Annotated in this window: 13 protein-coding genes; 4 read left to right on the forward strand and 9 right to left on the reverse strand. The window is 31.8% G+C overall.

Going from position 1 to position 17,718, the window contains the following annotated elements:
- The first annotated feature begins 6 nt into the window (after nt 1–6).
- The 3 genes from Q0776_RS09220 (at nt 7) to Q0776_RS09230 (ending at nt 5,340) form a co-directional block, all read left to right on the forward strand.
- Nucleotides 7–1,584 carry an arylsulfatase gene (locus Q0776_RS09220; RefSeq protein WP_298367353.1) on the forward strand — a complete coding sequence of 526 codons (1,578 nt, stop codon included), beginning with the start codon at nt 7–9 and terminating at the stop codon, nt 1,582–1,584.
- 22 nt (nt 1,585–1,606) lie between these two features.
- Nucleotides 1,607–3,631, forward strand: a complete 2,025-nt coding sequence (locus Q0776_RS09225; RefSeq protein ID WP_298367354.1) for a DUF5696 domain-containing protein — start codon at nt 1,607–1,609, stop codon at nt 3,629–3,631.
- 98 nt (nt 3,632–3,729) lie between these two features.
- A complete protein-coding gene (locus Q0776_RS09230) occupies nt 3,730–5,340 on the forward strand; it encodes an alpha-L-fucosidase (protein ID WP_298367355.1) in 1,611 nt (536 codons plus the stop codon).
- Between the two features lie 76 nt (nt 5,341–5,416).
- Here Q0776_RS09230 and hisIE read toward each other — a convergent pair whose 3' ends face one another.
- The 8 genes from hisIE to hisG form a co-directional block, all read right to left on the reverse strand.
- Entirely contained in the window at nt 5,417–6,013 is a 597-nt protein-coding gene (gene hisIE, locus Q0776_RS09235; RefSeq protein ID WP_298367357.1) for a bifunctional phosphoribosyl-AMP cyclohydrolase/phosphoribosyl-ATP diphosphatase HisIE, read from the reverse strand.
- A 114-nt stretch (nt 6,014–6,127) separates the two neighbouring features.
- Nucleotides 6,128–6,883 carry an imidazole glycerol phosphate synthase subunit HisF gene (gene hisF / locus Q0776_RS09240; protein ID WP_298367359.1) on the reverse strand — a complete coding sequence of 252 codons (756 nt, stop codon included), beginning with the start codon at nt 6,881–6,883 and terminating at the stop codon, nt 6,128–6,130.
- An 88-nt stretch (nt 6,884–6,971) separates the two neighbouring features.
- The gene (gene hisA, locus Q0776_RS09245; protein ID WP_298367361.1) at nt 6,972–7,697 is read right to left on the reverse strand and encodes a 1-(5-phosphoribosyl)-5-[(5-phosphoribosylamino)methylideneamino]imidazole-4-carboxamide isomerase; all 726 of its coding nucleotides are present in this window, start codon (nt 7,695–7,697) and stop codon (nt 6,972–6,974) included.
- A gap of 1 nt (nt 7,698) precedes the next feature.
- Nucleotides 7,699–8,280, reverse strand: a complete 582-nt coding sequence (hisH, locus tag Q0776_RS09250) for an imidazole glycerol phosphate synthase subunit HisH (protein WP_298367365.1) — start codon at nt 8,278–8,280, stop codon at nt 7,699–7,701.
- A gap of 55 nt (nt 8,281–8,335) precedes the next feature.
- On the reverse strand, nt 8,336–9,472 hold the full coding sequence (hisB, locus tag Q0776_RS09255) for a bifunctional histidinol-phosphatase/imidazoleglycerol-phosphate dehydratase HisB (RefSeq protein ID WP_298367367.1): 1,137 nt from the start codon (nt 9,470–9,472) through the stop codon (nt 8,336–8,338).
- Nucleotides 9,473–10,507, reverse strand: coding sequence for a histidinol-phosphate transaminase (gene hisC, locus Q0776_RS09260; protein WP_298367369.1), 1,035 nt, complete (start codon nt 10,505–10,507; stop codon nt 9,473–9,475).
- A gap of 12 nt (nt 10,508–10,519) precedes the next feature.
- Nucleotides 10,520–11,806, reverse strand: a complete 1,287-nt coding sequence (gene hisD / locus Q0776_RS09265; RefSeq protein WP_298367371.1) for a histidinol dehydrogenase — start codon at nt 11,804–11,806, stop codon at nt 10,520–10,522.
- A 30-nt stretch (nt 11,807–11,836) separates the two neighbouring features.
- The gene (gene hisG / locus Q0776_RS09270) at nt 11,837–12,694 is read right to left on the reverse strand and encodes an ATP phosphoribosyltransferase (RefSeq protein WP_298367372.1); all 858 of its coding nucleotides are present in this window, start codon (nt 12,692–12,694) and stop codon (nt 11,837–11,839) included.
- Between the two features lie 408 nt (nt 12,695–13,102).
- Between hisG and purL the strand changes: the two genes are divergently transcribed.
- Nucleotides 13,103–16,768 (forward strand): phosphoribosylformylglycinamidine synthase, encoded by a 3,666-nt coding sequence (gene purL, locus Q0776_RS09275; RefSeq protein WP_298367374.1) that lies wholly within the window; start codon nt 13,103–13,105, stop codon nt 16,766–16,768.
- Nucleotides 16,769–16,905: 137 nt separating this feature from the next.
- Here purL and Q0776_RS09280 read toward each other — a convergent pair whose 3' ends face one another.
- The gene (locus tag Q0776_RS09280) at nt 16,906–17,700 is read right to left on the reverse strand and encodes a formate/nitrite transporter family protein (protein ID WP_298367376.1); all 795 of its coding nucleotides are present in this window, start codon (nt 17,698–17,700) and stop codon (nt 16,906–16,908) included.
- Nucleotides 17,701–17,718: the final 18 nt, after the last annotated feature.

Raw genomic sequence — 17,718 nt, forward strand, 5'->3', positions numbered from 1 at the left:
ATAATTATGAAAAAACTTCAATCTAAACTAACTAAAAGCATTACACTAATTCTATGCTTTGGGTTATTTGCTTGTTCTCATCAAAAAGAAAAAACCAAGCCTAACGTGGTTATAATTTATGGAGATGATGTGGGGTTTGGCGATATTGGAGTGTATGGTGCTACTAAAATTCCTACTCCAAATATAGACAACTTAGCAGCCAACGGAATTCGTTTTACCGATGGTCATTGTAGTGCTGCAACTTGCACTCCTTCTCGATTTTCACTTTTAACAGGAACACATGCTTTTCGATACGGAGCAAGTATTTTACCTCCAGATGCTCCTCTAATTATTCCTACAGATATGAAAACATTAGCTGATGTTTTTAAAGAAAGTGGCTATGCAACTAGTGTAATTGGAAAATGGCATTTAGGTATTGGATCAAAGGATAAACCTAACGATTGGAATACTGAGGTAAAACCTGGACCACTTGAATTAGGCTTTGATTATTCATTTTTAGTACCAGCCACTAATGATAGAGTTCCTTGTGTATATCTCGAAAACTATAAGGTTTATAATTACGATGCCAACGATCCTATTTATGTAACCGGAAGTTATAATGGTGATGCCATTGAAAAAGTACAAAAACAAGGAAGTACTCAATACCCTGATGGACAAAAAAACCGTGAAGCAATGACTTATTACGAAAGCACCTTTATGCATGATAATAGTGTTATTAACGGCATTGGAAGATTAGGATATATGTCTGGTGGAAAAAAAGCGCTTTGGAACGATGAAACTATGGCAGATGTTTTAGTTGGAAAAGCAAAAGAATACATTATAAAAAATAAAGAGAAACCTTTCTTTCTCTATTTAGCTTCTCAAGATATTCATGTACCACGAGTTCCGCATCCTCGCTTTAGAGGAAAGTCAGAACTTGGATACCGAGTCGATGCTATGGTTCAATTAGATTGGACTGTGGGAGCTATTAATAAAATACTAAAAGAACAAGGCTTAAGTGAAAATACTATAGTCATTTTTTCTAGTGATAATGGTCCTGTTTATGATGATGGTTATAAAGATGGAACAACCGTTTTAAGAACGCTTGGTGAAGTTGATCGAGGACATGATGGTTCTGGAAAATGGAGAGGCGGAAAATATCAAATTTATGAAGGTGGTACACGTATTCCGTTTATTGTTAGTTGGCCGGGTACTATAAAACCTACTGTTTCTAATGCTTTAGTAAGTCAGGTAGATTTTTTAGCCTCTTTTGCTGCTCTTACAGGTTATACGCTTGATTCAAAAGAAGCTATTGATAGTAGAAATATGTTAGACGTTTTTCTAGGAACAAAAAAAGAAGGCTTGCCATACTTAATTGAAGAACGATTTCAGTTGGCTTTACGAAAGGGAAATTGGAAATACATTGAACCAAAAATGGGCAAACACAATCCAAGTAAAATTGTAAAAAAACCTGAACTATATAATCTTTTAGAAGATCCTTCAGAACAGCATAATATCGTTGAAAAATACCTTGACAAGGCACAAGAAATGCAAAATATTATTGAACAAGTTAAGGAAGAAAATGGAATCAAAAACTTAAAATAAACACAAAAAAATAAGATTACCAATGAAAAACCTATTATTTTACTTGCTGTTTTTAACTGTAACAACTGGTTATACACAAACTGATAAGACTTCTATAGAAAATAAATCTTTAAAAATTGAAGTTAATAAAGAAAATGGTTGTTTTACAGTATTAGAAAAAAAAAGTGATTATCTGTGGAAGTCAGATCCTTGGAAAAATTCAGCAGCTCAACTAAAGCTTTACACAGCAAACAAAGAAGAAATTTTGATTGATCTTTCTACATCAAAATCTATCAGCATTAATGTAGTAAGCAAAATAAAAATCGAAATCCTTTTTAAAAATCCTTCAACTCCAAAAGGGAAAATAATTAATGGTATTGAAGTACTAACTTCTCTTTCTTTCGGCAAAGTCGGTTCAGATGTAATTGCAAAAATTGACAACGTTGTTATTCCAAAAGATTATAAAGCCAATACACTAGAATATCCATTACGAAGTTTTTATCAAAAAACGGAAGTAGAACGTGGTTTAGCTGCCATACCATATATTCAAGGAGTTGTTGTCCCATCATACATATATCCTATGCGAAATTCTAAATTCGGTGTTTTTGATGATTCTATGTACGAAGAAAGAAAAGCTGTAGGTGAAATGGGAGTTGAACGTCATGGTATTTCAATGCCTTGGTTTGGAATTGAAGGTGAAAAATCTGCTGCAATGACAATTATTCCAGAAAATGGCTCCGTTAAAATGAAATACATTCTTAATTACAACAATCGTGATAAATATATTGCTGAATATAACAAAGAGTCAACATACCCAAGAATTTTAAGTGTATATCCTGTTTGGAACTTAAATAAATTATCTGATAAAAATTTTGTGACCTTTCACTTTATGCCAAATGGGACATATGTAGATATGGCAAAACATTACCGCAAATTAGCTATAGAAAAAGGTTATTTTGTTTCATTAAAAGAGAAAGCAAAAAAAGCACCTCGTGTAAATCTTATGGCTGGTGATATTTACTTACATCTTTATGGTGGCTATCCTCATTATGTAAATTTCCCTGGTATGGCATTTACTTTTAACGATGTAAAAGAAATTGTAACCGATTTACACGATAATTTAAATGTTGAAAGATTATGGTTGAACCTTTGGGGTGTATGGGATAAATATCCACCTCATCATTGGCCTCCAAATAAAGAAGCTGGAGGAACTAAAGAACTTAAAAACGCTGTAGACCTTATTAAAAAATACGATTACAATGTTTGTTGCTATACCAATTGGGGTTGCTTATTAGAACATGACCCTGATTATGATTATAATCTTTTAGCTAAAAATAAAGATGGTTCTTATATTTTTAAAAACAGATGGGCACAAACAGACCCTAAAAGATGGGTGCCAACTGCAATGGATGTTTGGACTAAAGCTAATGATGAAGTAGGGTTTAATGCAAATTATAGTGATTCTGGTCAAGATGAAGAATTGAGAAAATATCTTGGTGATTTAGGAATCCCAGTTAGTCAAGAGCGCGTTGGAAGAACAGAACTTTCAGTTAAATATTGGCACAGAACCGAAGGAATGGCTCCTTTAAATCAAAAAAAAGATACACAACCATTTGTTGAAGCTCCACTATTCAATTTAGTGTATCATGATGCTATGATGACAACTAACCGTTGGCAATCTCCAGATAATGATTATGACTTAAATGGAGATTATTCTGTGCGTAGTTTACGTAATATGTTGTATGGGAATGAAGTTATGTATGTTGTACCTCCTTATGAATATCCAGGAATTCGCCCTATGATAAAACAAGCTGTAAAATTAATGGCTCCATTACATAAAGAAACAGCTTTTGAAGAGCTACTAAGCCATAAATATTTAAGTGTTGATAAAATGGTTCAACGTAGTACTTTTGCAAACGGAACTATTGTAACTGTTAATATGGGTTTGGTTGATCAAAAACTTCCAAATGGAAAATATATATCTGGATATGGATTTTTAATTAATCATTCTAACGGAAAAACTACAGAAGGAAGTTTTAAGGTTGTAATGGATATGACAACAAAATAAAGCTTAACCTTTATGGGTTTATTTGTAGATACATACCTTTTACTTATAGGACCATAAAATCACCTATTAAGAATTATTTTTATTTGAAAATAAAAAATATGAAACGTAAAATTCGCAATTCAATACTAATACTTTTTTGTGTAAACAGTTTTATTTTTGCACAATCAAATTCTGAAACATATAAACCCGAATGGAAATCACTTCAAAATTATGAAGCTCCAGAATGGTATGAAGATGCAAAATTAGGTTTTTGGGTACATTGGGGAGTTTATTCAGTACCTGCTTTTAAAGGAAATCATGCAGCAGAATGGTATGGAAGATGGATGTATTCACAAAAAGATCAAAGTAGTAGAAACAATCAAGGCTTAGCTACTCATTTACACCATAATGAAACCTATGGGCCTCCAGAAACATTTGGTTACAAAGATTTTATTCCAATGTTTAAAGCTGAAAATTTTAATGCTGATGAATGGGCGGATTTATGTGTTCAAGGTGGGGCAAAATTCTTTACTATGATGGGAGCTCATCACGATTCTTTTTGTTTATGGGATACCAAATTAAGTAAATGGAATTCAGTTAATATGGGGCCAAAACGTGATTTAGTAGGCGAAATTGAAAAAGCTGTTCGTAAAAGAGGATTAAAATTTGGGGTTTCAAACCATACCGCTTGGAATTATGCATTTTTTCAATGGAATCATATAAACAGATATGACGCAACTAATCCTGAATACCAAGATTTATACGGAAATCCAATAGTGCAAAAAAGTGCAGATACTGTTAGAATTTACAATGGTGAAGAACGCAAAACTTGGATACCTCGTTCCCGTGGTTTGGTGAAACCTAGTGAGCGTGATATGAATCGTTGGTTAGCTAGAACTAAAGAATTAGCTGATATGTATAAACCAGATTTATATTATTTTGATTGGGGTTTTAAACTTCCTGTTTGGGAATCTCGCAGAAAAGAATTTGGCGCTCATTATTACAATAGCGCGGTTAAAAATGGCAAAGGAACATTTGGAAATCCTAATGTGGTATTAAATTATAAATCGAAATTTTATAAAGAAGGTTCTGCAGTGCGTGATTATGAGCGTGGAGGTATGAATACTATAGGTAAAATGGTTTGGCAAACTGATGATTGCGTGTACGATGATCATAACTGGGGATTTGTGGAAGGAACACCAATTAAGCCAACAAACATGATTGTAGACCAGTTAATGGATATAATTAGCAAAAGAGGTGTGTTAATGTTGTCTTTTGCTCCTAGACCAGATGGAACTTTTCCTGAAGAACAAAAAACTATGATGTTTGAATTAGGAGCATGGTTAAAAATATGCGAAGAAGCGGTTTACAAAACACGACCTTATGAAGTTTTTGGAGATGTTGGTGATAAATGGGGAGAAACAAACGAAACAGGACATAAAATGTATACCGCAACCACTAAAGATGTTCGTTTTACTCGTAATAAAAAAAACACAGTATTATATATTACATCATTAAAATGGCCTGAAAACGGAAAATTACTAATTCAATCTCTTTCAAAATTAGATTTAAAAACACTAAAATCTATTAAACTAATTGGTGGAAAAGGACGTGTAAAAATTAAACAATCTGAATATGGTTTAGAAATTAGTTTACCAAAAAAACCAAACTACAAGTACGCCTACCCAATAAGATTAGAATTTAAAGGACAAATTCCTTCGGTAAAATAAAAACTAATACAATTAAAAAAGCCGTATTTAAATAATTAATTACGGCTTTTTTAATTCTTTATATAAAGGTTTATTACTAGTGTCTTCCTTCTAATATTTTTACAATATCTTTTAAAGTATATCCTTTAGCTTGTAATAAAATTAAATAGTGAAATAATAAATCTGCACCTTCATTTAAAAATAATTCTTCATTGTCATCTTTAGCCTCAATCACAATTTCAACAGCCTCCTCACCTACTTTCTGCGCAATTTTATTAATTCCTTTTTTAAATAATGATGCCACATAACTTTTTTCAGCATCAGCATTCATTCTTCTGCTTTTAATTACGTTTTCCAATTCAGATAAAAATCCAAATGAAGCTTCGTTGGTTTCATTCCAACAGGAATCTGTACCTTTATGACAAGTTGGACCTTCAGGTTTTACTTTAATTAATAACGTATCATTATCACAATCGTTTTTAATAGAAACTACGTTTAAAAAGTTTCCACTTTCCTCACCTTTTGTCCATAAACGCTGCTTGGTTCTACTAAAGAAAGTTACTTTACTTGTTTCTACCGTTTTTTCGTAAGCATCTTTATTCATATAACCCAACATTAACACTTGTCTAGTTATAAAATCTTGAATAATTACTGGAACTAATCCATCACTATTTTTATTGAAATCTATTGTCATAATTGTTTATTATAATATTATTTTAACTGTTATCCTGAGTGACAACGAAAGATCTCAAAACCATATATGAGATTATTCAATTCGTTGCTCTGCATTCAGAATAACAACTATTTACTACAACCTTACCGGTATATTTTTCTTTTTTAACTCCTTTTTTAAATCTACTATTTCAATTTCTTTAAAATGAAATACACTTGCCGCCAATGCTGCATCCGCTTTTCCCTCTATAAAAGTATCTGCGAAATGTTGCATATTTCCAGCTCCTCCCGAAGCGATTATTGGAATATTTACCAATTCGCTTAAATAAGCCAAAGCTTCATTTGCAAATCCATTTTTAGTTCCATCATGATTCATAGAAGTGAATAAAATTTCACCTGCTCCCCGTTCTTCAACTTCTTTTGCCCATTCAAATAATTTAATATCTGTAGGTACCTTTCCTCCAACTAAATGTACCATCCATTCTCCATTAATTTTCTTTGCATCAATAGCTACCACAACACATTGACTTCCAAATTTAGCAGCTAAATCATTTATTAATTGCGGATTTTTAACTGCGGAAGAATTTATAGATACTTTGTCGGCTCCAGAATTTAAAAGTAAATCTACATCTTCAACAGACGAAATTCCACCACCAACTGTAAATGGAATGTTCACTTTCTCTGCAACGTGCATTACCAATTCTGCCAACGTTCTACGCTTTTGTTCTGTTGCTGTGATATCTAAAAACACTAATTCATCAGCGCCTTCATTTGCATATATTTCTGCTAATTCAACAGGATCACCAGCATCACGTAAATCTACAAAATTTACTCCTTTTACCGTTCTTCCATCCTTAATATCTAAACAAGGAATTATTCTTTTTGTTAACATTTTCTTCTATTTCGTCATTACGAATGAATTGAAGTAATCTCATTCAAAAAAGCAGATTACCACGTCGTTTCACTCCTCGTAATGACAATTAATTATTTAATATAAATTGTTCTATTTGTTTCATACTAATTTTATGCTCGTAAATTGCTTTTCCAACAATAGTGCCCTCACATCCCATTTCTGCCAATCTTGGTAATTCATCATAGGTTGAAATTCCTCCTGAAGCTATTAACTTAATATTATTTGTTTCGTTCAATATTTTTTGATACAAATCAAATGAAGGTCCTTGTAGCATACCATCTTTAGATATATCAGTACAAATAACATAGCTTACACCGTCTTTTTCATAATTCTGAATAAATGGTACTAACTCTTTATCAGATTCTTCTAACCAACCACCTACAGCCACTTTTTCATCCATAGCATCAGCACCTAATATAATTTTATCTGCTCCAAATTCATTTAACCATTTTTTAAAAATAGTTGGATTTTTAACTGCAATACTTCCTCCCGTAATTTGATTAGCTCCGCTTTCGAATGCAATTTTTAAATCTTCATCAGATTTTAAACCACCTCCAAAATCAATTGATAACTCTGTATTTGAAGCAATAGTTTCTAGCACTTTATAATTTACAATATGACTTGCTTTTGCACCATCTAAATCTACCAAGTGTAAATGTCTCACTCCGTGGTCTTGAAACATTTTTGCTACTTCTAATGGGTTTTCATTATATATTTTCTCAGTTGCATAATCGCCTTTTGATAAACGCACGCATTTACCGTTTATGATATCTATTGCTGGGATAATTCTCATCTTATAATTCTAAAAAGTTTTGTAATATTTGAGCACCTGCTTTGCTACTCTTCTCTGGGTGAAATTGCACTCCGTAAAAGTTTTTTTCTTTTAACGCTGAAGCATATTTAATTCCATAATTGGTAGTTGCAATGCTTTCTTCATTCAAAGGCACATAAAAACTATGTACGAGATACATATATTCCTTCTCTTTGATTCCTTTAAACAAATTCGATTTTAAATTTTCAATCTGATTCCATCCAATTTGGGGAACTTTTTCTGTACCATCAAATTTAATTACATCAACATCAAAAATATTTAAACCCTCTGTATTTCCTTCCTCGCAATACTTGCACATTAATTGCATTCCTAAACAAATACCTAAAACGGGTTGTTTTAAGGTTGGGATAACTTTGTCCAATCCTGTAGCCTTTAACATTTCCATTGCGCTACTTGCCTCTCCAACACCAGGAAAGATTACTTTATCGGCACTTCTAATTTCTTCTTCGTTATCTGTTAAAATGGCATCAAATCCTAAACGTTTTATTGCAAACTTGATCGATTGTATATTTCCTGCTCCGTAATTTATTATTACTATTTTCATTCTTTAGCTTTTGGCTTTTGGCTCTTAGCAAATGGCTAAAGGCTAAAAGCAAAATTTATAACATTCCTTTTGTACTTGGTAAAATCATTTTTTCTGGGTCACGTTTTACGGCTACTTTAATAGCTTTAGCAAAAGCTTTAAAAATCCCTTCAATTTTATGATGTTCGTTTTCTCCTTCTGCTTTTATATTTAAATTACAACGAGCACCATCAGTAAACGATTTAAATAAATGATAAAACATTTCTGTTGGCATTGCCCCAATCATTTCTCGTTTAAAATCCGCATCCCAAACAAGCCAATTTCTACCTCCAAAATCTATTGCAACTTGAGCCAGACAATCGTCCATTGGCAAACAAAAACCATAGCGTTCAATACCTAATTTATTTCCCAATGCTTTTGCAAACACTTCACCCAAAGCTATCATAGTATCTTCAATGGTATGGTGCTCATCAACTTCTAAATCTCCATTAACCTGAATTGTTAAATCCATATTTCCGTGACGAGAGATTTGATCTAGCATGTGATCGAAAAATGCAATACCTGTTGAAATTTTACTTTTACCACTTCCGTCTAAGTTTAACTTAATGTAGATTTTAGTTTCGTTGGTATTGCGTGTCAATTCAGCTGTGCGGTTTTCCAATTTTAAAAACTCGTAAATTTTTTGCCAATCATTACTTTCTAATCCAATAAAAGCATCGAGTTCATTTCTTTTTACTGAAATTTCATCGGTTCCCAAATTGGTATTGTCATTAATAAAAATTGCTTTTGCTCCTAAATTTTTAGCTAATTCAACATCGGTTAATCTATCTCCAATTACGAATGAATTTTCTAAATCGTAATCATTAGAAAAATACTTAGTTAGTAAACCCGTTTTTGGCTTGCGAGTATCAGCATTTTCATGTGGAAATGTTTTATCTATATAAACATCGTTAAAAACAACTCCTTCATTTTCAAAAGAATTCATAATAAAATTATGTACTGGCCAAAAAGTTTCTTCAGGATACACATCTGTTCCTAAACCGTCTTGATTTGTAATCATTGCCAATTCAAAATCTAACTCTTTAGCAATTTTACTTAAATAAGTAAATACTTTTGGGTAAAATATTAATTTCTCAAATGAATCAATTTGCTCATCTGCCGGCTCTTTTATCATAGTACCATCTCTGTCAATAAATAAAACTTTTTTACTCATTTAAATATCTTTAAGTGCTTTAATTAAAAGCTTGGTTTCTTTTTTTGTACCAACCGTTAATCGCAATGTATTATCACATAGTGGTTGTGTTGTTCTATTTCTAATAACTATCCCTTTTTCTACTAATTGTGCATACCTTTTGTTTGCATCATCGACTTTTATCAATACAAAATTGGCATCTGTTTTATAAATTTCTTCAACATATTCTACATCTTCTAATTTTTTAATTAGTCGACTTCTTTCTTTTAAAATTTTTTTAATTTCAGCTTTTACGTCACCAATATTCAATAACCTTTTTAGAGCTTTCTTTTGGGTTAATTTGTTAACGTTATAAGGTGGTTTAATTTTATTTAAAATTGAAATTATTTCAGAAGAAGCATAACAAATACCCAATCTTATGCCAGCCATTCCATAGGCTTTAGATAAAGTTTGAGTTATAATTAAATTTGGAAATTCATTCAGACGTTTTAACCAACTTTTCTTTGAAGAAAAATCAATATAAGCCTCATCAAGAACTACTATTCCGTTAAATGTACTTAATAATACTTCTATACTTTCTTTTGAAAAAGAATTACCCGTTGGATTGTTTGGTGAACATAAAAACAAAATTTTAGAGTTTTTATCAGCTCTTTCTAAAATAAGTTTTATACTTGGTTCAAAACCTTTGGTTAATAATACTTCTCTTTCCTCAATATTATTAATATTAGCTAAAACTTTATACATACCATATGTTGGTGGCAATGTTATAATATTGTCTTGTTTTGGTTCGCAAAAGGCTCTAAAAATTAAATCAAGAACTTCATCACTTCCATTTCCAAGTAAAATTTGATTTTCTTTAACCTTTTTAATTTTTGCCAATTCCTTTTTAACAGTAGTTTGTTGTGGATCGGGATACCTATTTACTCCATTTTCGTGAGGATTTTCATTAGCGTCTAAAAAAATCATATCCGAATTAAACTCTTTAAACTCATCTCTTGCAGAAGAGTATGGTTTTAAGGATTTTATGTTATCACGAACTAAATCTTTTATTTTCATTTTAAGGCAATTTTATTTATTTAAACTTTTTAAACGAAGAGTTACTGCATTTTTGTGAGCATCCAATCCTTCTGCTTCTGCCAAAATCTCTATTGCTTTTCCTATTGTTTGAATACCTTTTTCTGATATCTTTTGAAATGATATGGCTTTTAAAAACGAATCTAAATTTACACCCGAATAGGCTTTTGTGTATCCATTTGTTGGTAATGTATGATTGGTTCCTGACGCATAATCTCCAGCACTTTCTGGTGTATAATTACCAATAAATACCGAACCTGCATTTTCTATTCCATCTACATAAAAATCATTATCATTAGTACAAACAATAAAATGTTCAGGACCATATTCGTTAATCATTTCTAAAGCAATTTGCTTGTTATTTACAAATATTAACTTTGAATTTTCAATTGCTTTTTTTGCAATTTCTTTTCTTGATAATTTTTCTAGTTGTTTATCAAGCTCTATTTCAACTTCACTTAATTTATTTTTTGAAGTTGTAACCAAAATAACCTGACTATCTGTTCCGTGTTCGGCTTGGCTTAACAAATCTGAGGCTACAAAACTAGCATTTGCCGATTCATCTGCAACAACCAATAATTCACTTGGTCCAGCTGGCATATCTATTGCAACACCATATTTTGTTGCCAATTGTTTTGCCACAGTTACAAACTGGTTACCAGGTCCAAAAATTTTATAAACTTGGGGAATGGTTTCTGTTCCAAATGTTAAACCTGCAATAGCCTGAATCCCTCCTACTTTTAAAATTTTTGTAACACCACATTGCTGCGCGGCATAAATTATTGCTGGATTAATTTTCCCTTTTTTATTAGGTGGAGTTGATAAAACAATTTCTTTACAACCTGCAATTTGCGCTGGAATAGCCAACATTAAAACCGATGAAAATAAAGGTGCAGTTCCGCCTGGAATGTATAAACCTACTTTTTGAATTGGTCTTTTTTCTTGCCAACATTCAACACCTTCTGCAGTTTTTGTATATACTTTTTCTGTTTTTTGAGCAGTATGAAATGTATGAATATTCTTTTTCGACAATAAGATTGCCTGCTTTAAATCTTCAGAAACTAACTTTGCTGCTTCGTTAATTTCTTCTTCGGTAACAAATAAATCTTCTAGCTCAACCCCATCAAAAATTGAGGAATAGCGCTTAATACCATCATTTCCATTTGCTTTAATATCTTTAAAAATAGCTGTTACTTTTTCTTCAATATCTGCAACAGTTTGAGTTGGTCTTTTTAAAATATTGGACCATTCAACTTTTTCAGGATTATATATTTTATTCATTTTCAAAAACCTTAATGTTTAATTGTAAAATTAAAGTACCATTTTTTCTATTGGAACTACTAATAATCCTTCTGCTCCATTTGCTTTTAATTCATCTATTACTTCCCAAAATGAATTCTTCTCTACAACTGTGTGAATAGAACTCCATCCTTCTTCAGCTAAAGGTAAAACAGTTGGACTTCTCATTCCTGGTAGTAATTTAATAATGCTTTCAACTTTGTTATTTGGAGCATTCATTAATACATATTTAGATTTTCTCCCTTTTAAAACTGCATTAATTCTGAATTGTAATTTGTTTAAAATTTCTTGATTTTCGTCAGAAATTTTTGGTGAAACTGCTAAAACTGCTTCACTTGTCAGCATTTTCTCAACTTCTTTTAAGTTATTCTTAAACAAAGTACTACCACTTGAAACTATATCGCAAATTGCATCAGCTAAACCAATATTTGGTGCAATTTCAACTGAACCATTAATAAGGTGAATATCTGGCTTTACATTATATTGTTTAAAGTAATTTACAACTGTATTTGGGTAAGATGTTGCAATTCTCATTCCATCTAAATCTTGAATACTTTTATACTCCGCATCCTTTGGTACCGCTATTGAAACTCTACATTTAGAAAAACCTAATTTTTCTGCAATTCCAATATCAGTACCTTTTTCAATTAATACATTTTCACCAATTATTGCTATATCAACTACACCATCTCTTAAATATTGAGGAATATCTCCATTTCGTAAATACAACACTTCCATTGGAAAATTACTTGATGAAGCCTTTAATTGGTCTTTACCATTATCAATAGAAATACCACAATCTTTTAATAATTTTAATGAATCTTCGTTTAATCTTCCAGATTTTTGAACTGCGATTTTAATTTTGCTCATTTTTTTTTAATAATGTGTTTAAGTAAACTTACGTGATTTACAAATAAAAACCCGCTTGATTTACTCAAACGGGTTTATAATATATTTTAATAATATTCAATACATCTTCAGCTCGCTTGATTACAAGAGTTTAAATGATGATGATGAAATTGAATAAATGTCATTTTTTTAATTTTGTGCTACAAATATATAAAATTGTTTAAAACTTCAACACGTTTAATCTTTTTAATTTACAAAAACACTAAGCCTTGTTAACTATTTAACAAAGTATAAAAAAACAATATATAAGTTAAGCAAATTGTTTAAAACTCATTTAATAAGTACATAAATAACCACAATTGAAAAACTCGTTTTTCTAATATTTTAGTTAAATTTGCGTTTTCTAACAAATTACTTAAAAATCAAGATATGATTCATTTCTTTGGAAACAAAAACAGTAAAATATTTGCTGTACAAACGTCAAAAGAACTTTCGCAGGAAACCACTGAAAAATTAAATTGGCTATTTGGAAATCAACCAAAGATAAACGAGGCATCCATAGATGCTTTTTTTATTGGTCCACGTGCAGCAATGATAACTCCATGGAGTACCAATGCTGTTGAAATCACTCAAAATATGGGGATTGATGGAATTTTAAGAATTGAGGAATTTACTGCTTCAACAAAAAGTGAAGAATTTGATCCTATGATTTTTCAAAAATTTGAAAGTTTAAATCAAGATTTGTTCACCATTGATATAAAACCTGAACCTGTTCTTGAAATTAACGATATTGAAGCGTACAATCAGCAAGAAGGATTATCTTTAAGTGAAGAAGAAGTTGAGTATTTAAATGGTATCAGTAAAAAAATTGGTAGAAAATTAACCGATTCTGAAGTGTTTGGATTTTCACAAGTAAACTCAGAACACTGTCGTCACAAAATTTTTAACGGAACATTTGTAATTGATGGAGAAGAAATGCCTTCTTCCCTATTTAAACTTATTCGAAAAACTTCAGAAACTAATCATAACGGTATTGTTTCAGCGTATAAGGACAATGTTGCTTTTGTAAAAGGACCAATTGTAGAACAATTTGCTCCAAAAACAGCAGACAAACCAGATTTTTATGAAAAGAAAGAATTTAAATCTGTCATTTCCTTAAAAGCAGAAACACATAACTTCCCTACAACTGTTGAACCATTTAATGGTGCAGCAACAGGTTCTGGAGGTGAAATTAGAGATAGGTTGGCCGGTGGAAAAGGATCTTTGCCATTAGCAGGAACAGCAGTTTATATGACGTCTTATTCTCGTTTAAACGAAAATAGACCTTGGGAAAAAGGAATGAAAGAACGCGACTGGCTATACCAAACTCCAATTGAAATTTTAATTAAAGCATCCAATGGCGCTTCAGATTTTGGAAATAAATTTGGACAACCATTAATTTCGGGTTCTGTATTAACTTTTGAGCACGAAGAAGATACTAGAAAATTAGGATTTGATAAAGTAATTATGCAAGCTGGTGGAATTGGCTATGGAAAGGAAGATCAAGCATTAAAAGACACTCCTAAAGAACATGATAAAATTGTAATTTTAGGTGGTGATAATTATAGAATTGGAATGGGTGGTGCTGCCGTATCTTCTGCGGATACCGGTGCTTTTGAAAGTGGTATAGAGTTAAATGCTGTACAACGATCAAATCCTGAAATGCAAAAAAGAGCCGCCAATGCCATTAGAGGAATGGTAGAAAGTGATGTTAATCCTATTGTTTCTATTCACGATCACGGAGCTGGTGGTCATTTAAATTGTTTGTCGGAATTAGTTGAAGATACTGGTGGATTAATCGATTTAGATAAATTACCTATTGGAGATCCTACACTTTCAGCCAAAGAAATTATTGGAAACGAATCTCAAGAACGAATGGGATTGGTTATTGGAGAAAAGGACGCCGACTACTTGCATAAAATTGCAGATCGTGAACGCTCACCATATTATGAAGTTGGTGAAGTAACTAGCGATGATAGATTTACTTTTAAATCTGGAACTACAGGTGAAAAACCTATGGATTTAGAAATGAACGATATGTTTGGAAGTTCGCCAAAAACTATTTTAACAGATAAAACTGTCGTTAGAAATTATCAAGAACTATCTTACTGTAAAGATGAAATATATAATTACATTAAACAAGTTTTACAGCTAGAGGCTGTTGCTTGTAAGGATTGGTTAACAAATAAAGTAGACCGTTGTGTTGGTGGTAAAGTTGCCAAACAACAATGTGCCGGACCTTTACAATTACCATTAAATGATGTTGGTGTAATGGCGTTGGATTATAATGGTAAAGAAGGTATTGCAACTGCAATGGGACACGCTCCAGTAAGCGCAGTTATTGATCCTGCTGCAGGTAGTAAAAATGCAATTGCCGAGTCTTTAACAAACATTATTTGGGCACCACTTCAAGATAAATTAGCATCTGTTTCTTTATCTGCAAACTGGATGTGGCCTTGTAAAAATGAAGGTGAAGATGCTCGATTATATAAAGCTGTACAAGCAGTTTCTGAATTTGCTATTGATTTAGGTATTAATGTTCCAACGGGTAAAGATTCTTTATCAATGAAACAAAAATACCCTAATGATGAAGTGCTATCTCCTGGTACAGTAATAATTACAGCAGCTGGACATTGTGATGATGTAACTAAGGTAGTTGAGCCAGTCCTGCAAAAAAATGACTTAAACAAAATATACTACGTAAATTTATCTAAGGATAATTTTAAATTAGGTGGTTCATCTTTTGCACAAACGCAAAATAAAGTTGGTACTGAAACTCCAACAATTAAAGATGCTGCTAGTTTTAAAAATGCTTTTAATACCATTCAACAATTAATTAAAGATGATACTATTTTAGCAGGACATGATATTTCTGCTGGAGGTATGCTAACTACGTTGTTGGAAATGACCTTTGCTCAAGAGAATATTGGTTTAAACATTGATATTTCTGCTTTAAATGAAGCTGACACTGTAAAAGTATTATTTGCTGAAAATAGTGGAATTATTTTCCAAAGTGCTTCAAATGATGTTCCTCAAATTTTAAAAGAAAACAATGTTGAATTTTTTGAAATAGGAAATGCAGTTGGAGGTGAATCAGTTAAAATCAAAAATAATGGAGAAGAATTAGAATTTAATGTTCCTGAATTACGAGACACTTGGTACGAAACTTCTTATTTATTAGATGATAAACAAACTGCAAACGGTTTAGCAAAAGATCGTTTTGATAATTATAAAAAACAACCTTTAAAATTTACATTCCCAAAACATTTTACTGGAAAACTTCCTGAAATTGATGCAACCAAACCAAGACCTAAAGCAGCAATCATTCGCGAAAAAGGAAGTAATAGTGAACGTGAAATGGCTAATGCAATGTATTTAGCTGGGTTTGATGTAAAAGATGTTCATATGACCGATTTAATAAGTGGTCGTGAAACGTTAGAAGATATTCAATTTGTTGGTGCAGTTGGTGGATTTAGTAATTCAGATGTTTTAGGTTCGGCAAAAGGTTGGGCTGGAGCATTTTTATACAATGAAAAAGCAAACACAGCTTTACAAAACTTCTTTAAAAGAGAAGATACACTTTCAGTAGGTATTTGTAACGGTTGTCAGTTATTTATGGAATTAGAAGAAATTAACCCAGAACACGAAGTTCACGGAAAAATGCTTCATAATGATTCTCACAAACACGAGAGTAATTTCACCTCTGTAACAATTCAAGAAAATAATTCTGTAATGCTTTCTTCTTTAGCAGGTAGTACATTAGGAGTTTGGATTTCGCATGGAGAAGGTAAGTTTAACCTACCTATGGAAGAAAGCGCTTATAATATTGTTGCCAAATATGGCTATGAAAGTTATCCTGCAAATCCTAATGGATCGGATTATAATACTGCTATGATGAGTAGTAAAGACGGCAGACATTTAGTTATGATGCCTCATATTGAACGTTCTATATTCCAATGGAACTGGGCAAACTACCCAACTAATAGAAACGATGAAGTTTCTCCTTGGGCAGAAGCTTTTGTCAATGCTAGAATATGGATTGAAAAAAATTCTTAATAAATTATACATCTAAAAACTCCTTCAATTGAAGGAGTTTTTTTTAACAAACTTATTTTATTTTTAATTATTATATAAAAACAAGCCCCATTTTCAATAGAAAAAAATGGGGCTTGTTTTATTTAATTTATAAATTTTTAAGCTGAAACTGATTTGTTTTCTTTACTAAATAAATATCCATAAAGCATCCCAACAAAGAGAGCTCCACCAACTATATTTCCAATTGTTGCAGGAATAAGATTTTTTACAATAAAGGTATTCCAAGTAATATCTGCACCTTCAAATATAGCCAAAGGAATAAAATACATATTTGCAATACTATGCTCAAATCCCATTGTTACAAAGGCCATAACCGGTAACCAAATTGCAAATATTTTCCCGGTAGTATCCTTAGCTGCCATTCCTTGCCAAACTGCTAAACAAACCAACCAATTTGCTCCAACTCCTTTTATAAATGTTACTAAAAAGGTATGACTTGTTTTCCCTAAAGCAATTTTATGCACTGAATCCACATATGGAGAACTACTTAAAATATGAGTTAAATGTGTAATTACATAAGCCACAAAAACAGCTCCTATAAAATTCCCAACATAAACCAATCCCCAATTTTTAAGAACCGTATTAATGCTTTGATTTTTATTCAATACATTTGGAATAAAGTAAGCGTTGTTACCTGTAAATAACTCGGCTCCAACAACTACAACCAAAATAAGACCTAATGGGAAAGCTGCTCCAAAAAAGAACTTTGCCAACCCTGGATTTCCTGCCGCTATCTCTGGAGAACCTCCTCCTATTATAATTGCTAACAAACCACCAAATGCTATATAAGCTCCTGCCAAAAAGGCTAAAATCAATGTTTTATTTATACTATAACTTGCTTTCTTTTCAGCTAATTTATTTACAATCTCAATAACTTCTTTTGGGGCATTCATGCTATTCAATTTCTATTG

The sequence above is a fragment of the uncultured Lutibacter sp. genome (assembly GCF_947495725.1).
In the GTDB taxonomy this organism is placed as follows: Bacteria; Bacteroidota; Bacteroidia; order Flavobacteriales; family Flavobacteriaceae; genus Lutibacter.

Excerpts from the sequence above, each read along its gene's own strand:
- Q0776_RS09220 (WP_298367353.1), top strand. The coding sequence starts at position 7 with ATGAAAAAACTTCAATCTAAACTAACTAAAAGCATTACACTAATTCTA.
- hisG (WP_298367372.1), bottom strand. The coding sequence starts at position 12,694 with ATGAGCAAAATTAAAATCGCAGTTCAAAAATCTGGAAGATTAAACGAA.
- hisIE (WP_298367357.1), bottom strand. The coding sequence starts at position 6,013 with ATGACAATAGATTTCAATAAAAATAGTGATGGATTAGTTCCAGTAATT.
- hisH (WP_298367365.1), bottom strand. The coding sequence starts at position 8,280 with ATGAAAATAGTAATAATAAATTACGGAGCAGGAAATATACAATCGATC.
- Q0776_RS09280 (WP_298367376.1), bottom strand. The coding sequence starts at position 17,700 with ATGAATGCCCCAAAAGAAGTTATTGAGATTGTAAATAAATTAGCTGAA.
- Q0776_RS09230 (WP_298367355.1), top strand. The coding sequence starts at position 3,730 with ATGAAACGTAAAATTCGCAATTCAATACTAATACTTTTTTGTGTAAAC.
- purL (WP_298367374.1), top strand. The coding sequence starts at position 13,103 with ATGATTCATTTCTTTGGAAACAAAAACAGTAAAATATTTGCTGTACAA.
- hisA (WP_298367361.1), bottom strand. The coding sequence starts at position 7,697 with ATGAGAATTATCCCAGCAATAGATATCATAAACGGTAAATGCGTGCGT.
- hisD (WP_298367371.1), bottom strand. The coding sequence starts at position 11,806 with ATGAATAAAATATATAATCCTGAAAAAGTTGAATGGTCCAATATTTTA.
- hisF (WP_298367359.1), bottom strand. The coding sequence starts at position 6,883 with ATGTTAACAAAAAGAATAATTCCTTGTTTAGATATTAAGGATGGAAGA.
- hisC (WP_298367369.1), bottom strand. The coding sequence starts at position 10,507 with ATGAAAATAAAAGATTTAGTTCGTGATAACATAAAATCCTTAAAACCA.
- hisB (WP_298367367.1), bottom strand. The coding sequence starts at position 9,472 with ATGAGTAAAAAAGTTTTATTTATTGACAGAGATGGTACTATGATAAAA.
- Q0776_RS09225 (WP_298367354.1), top strand. The coding sequence starts at position 1,607 with ATGAAAAACCTATTATTTTACTTGCTGTTTTTAACTGTAACAACTGGT.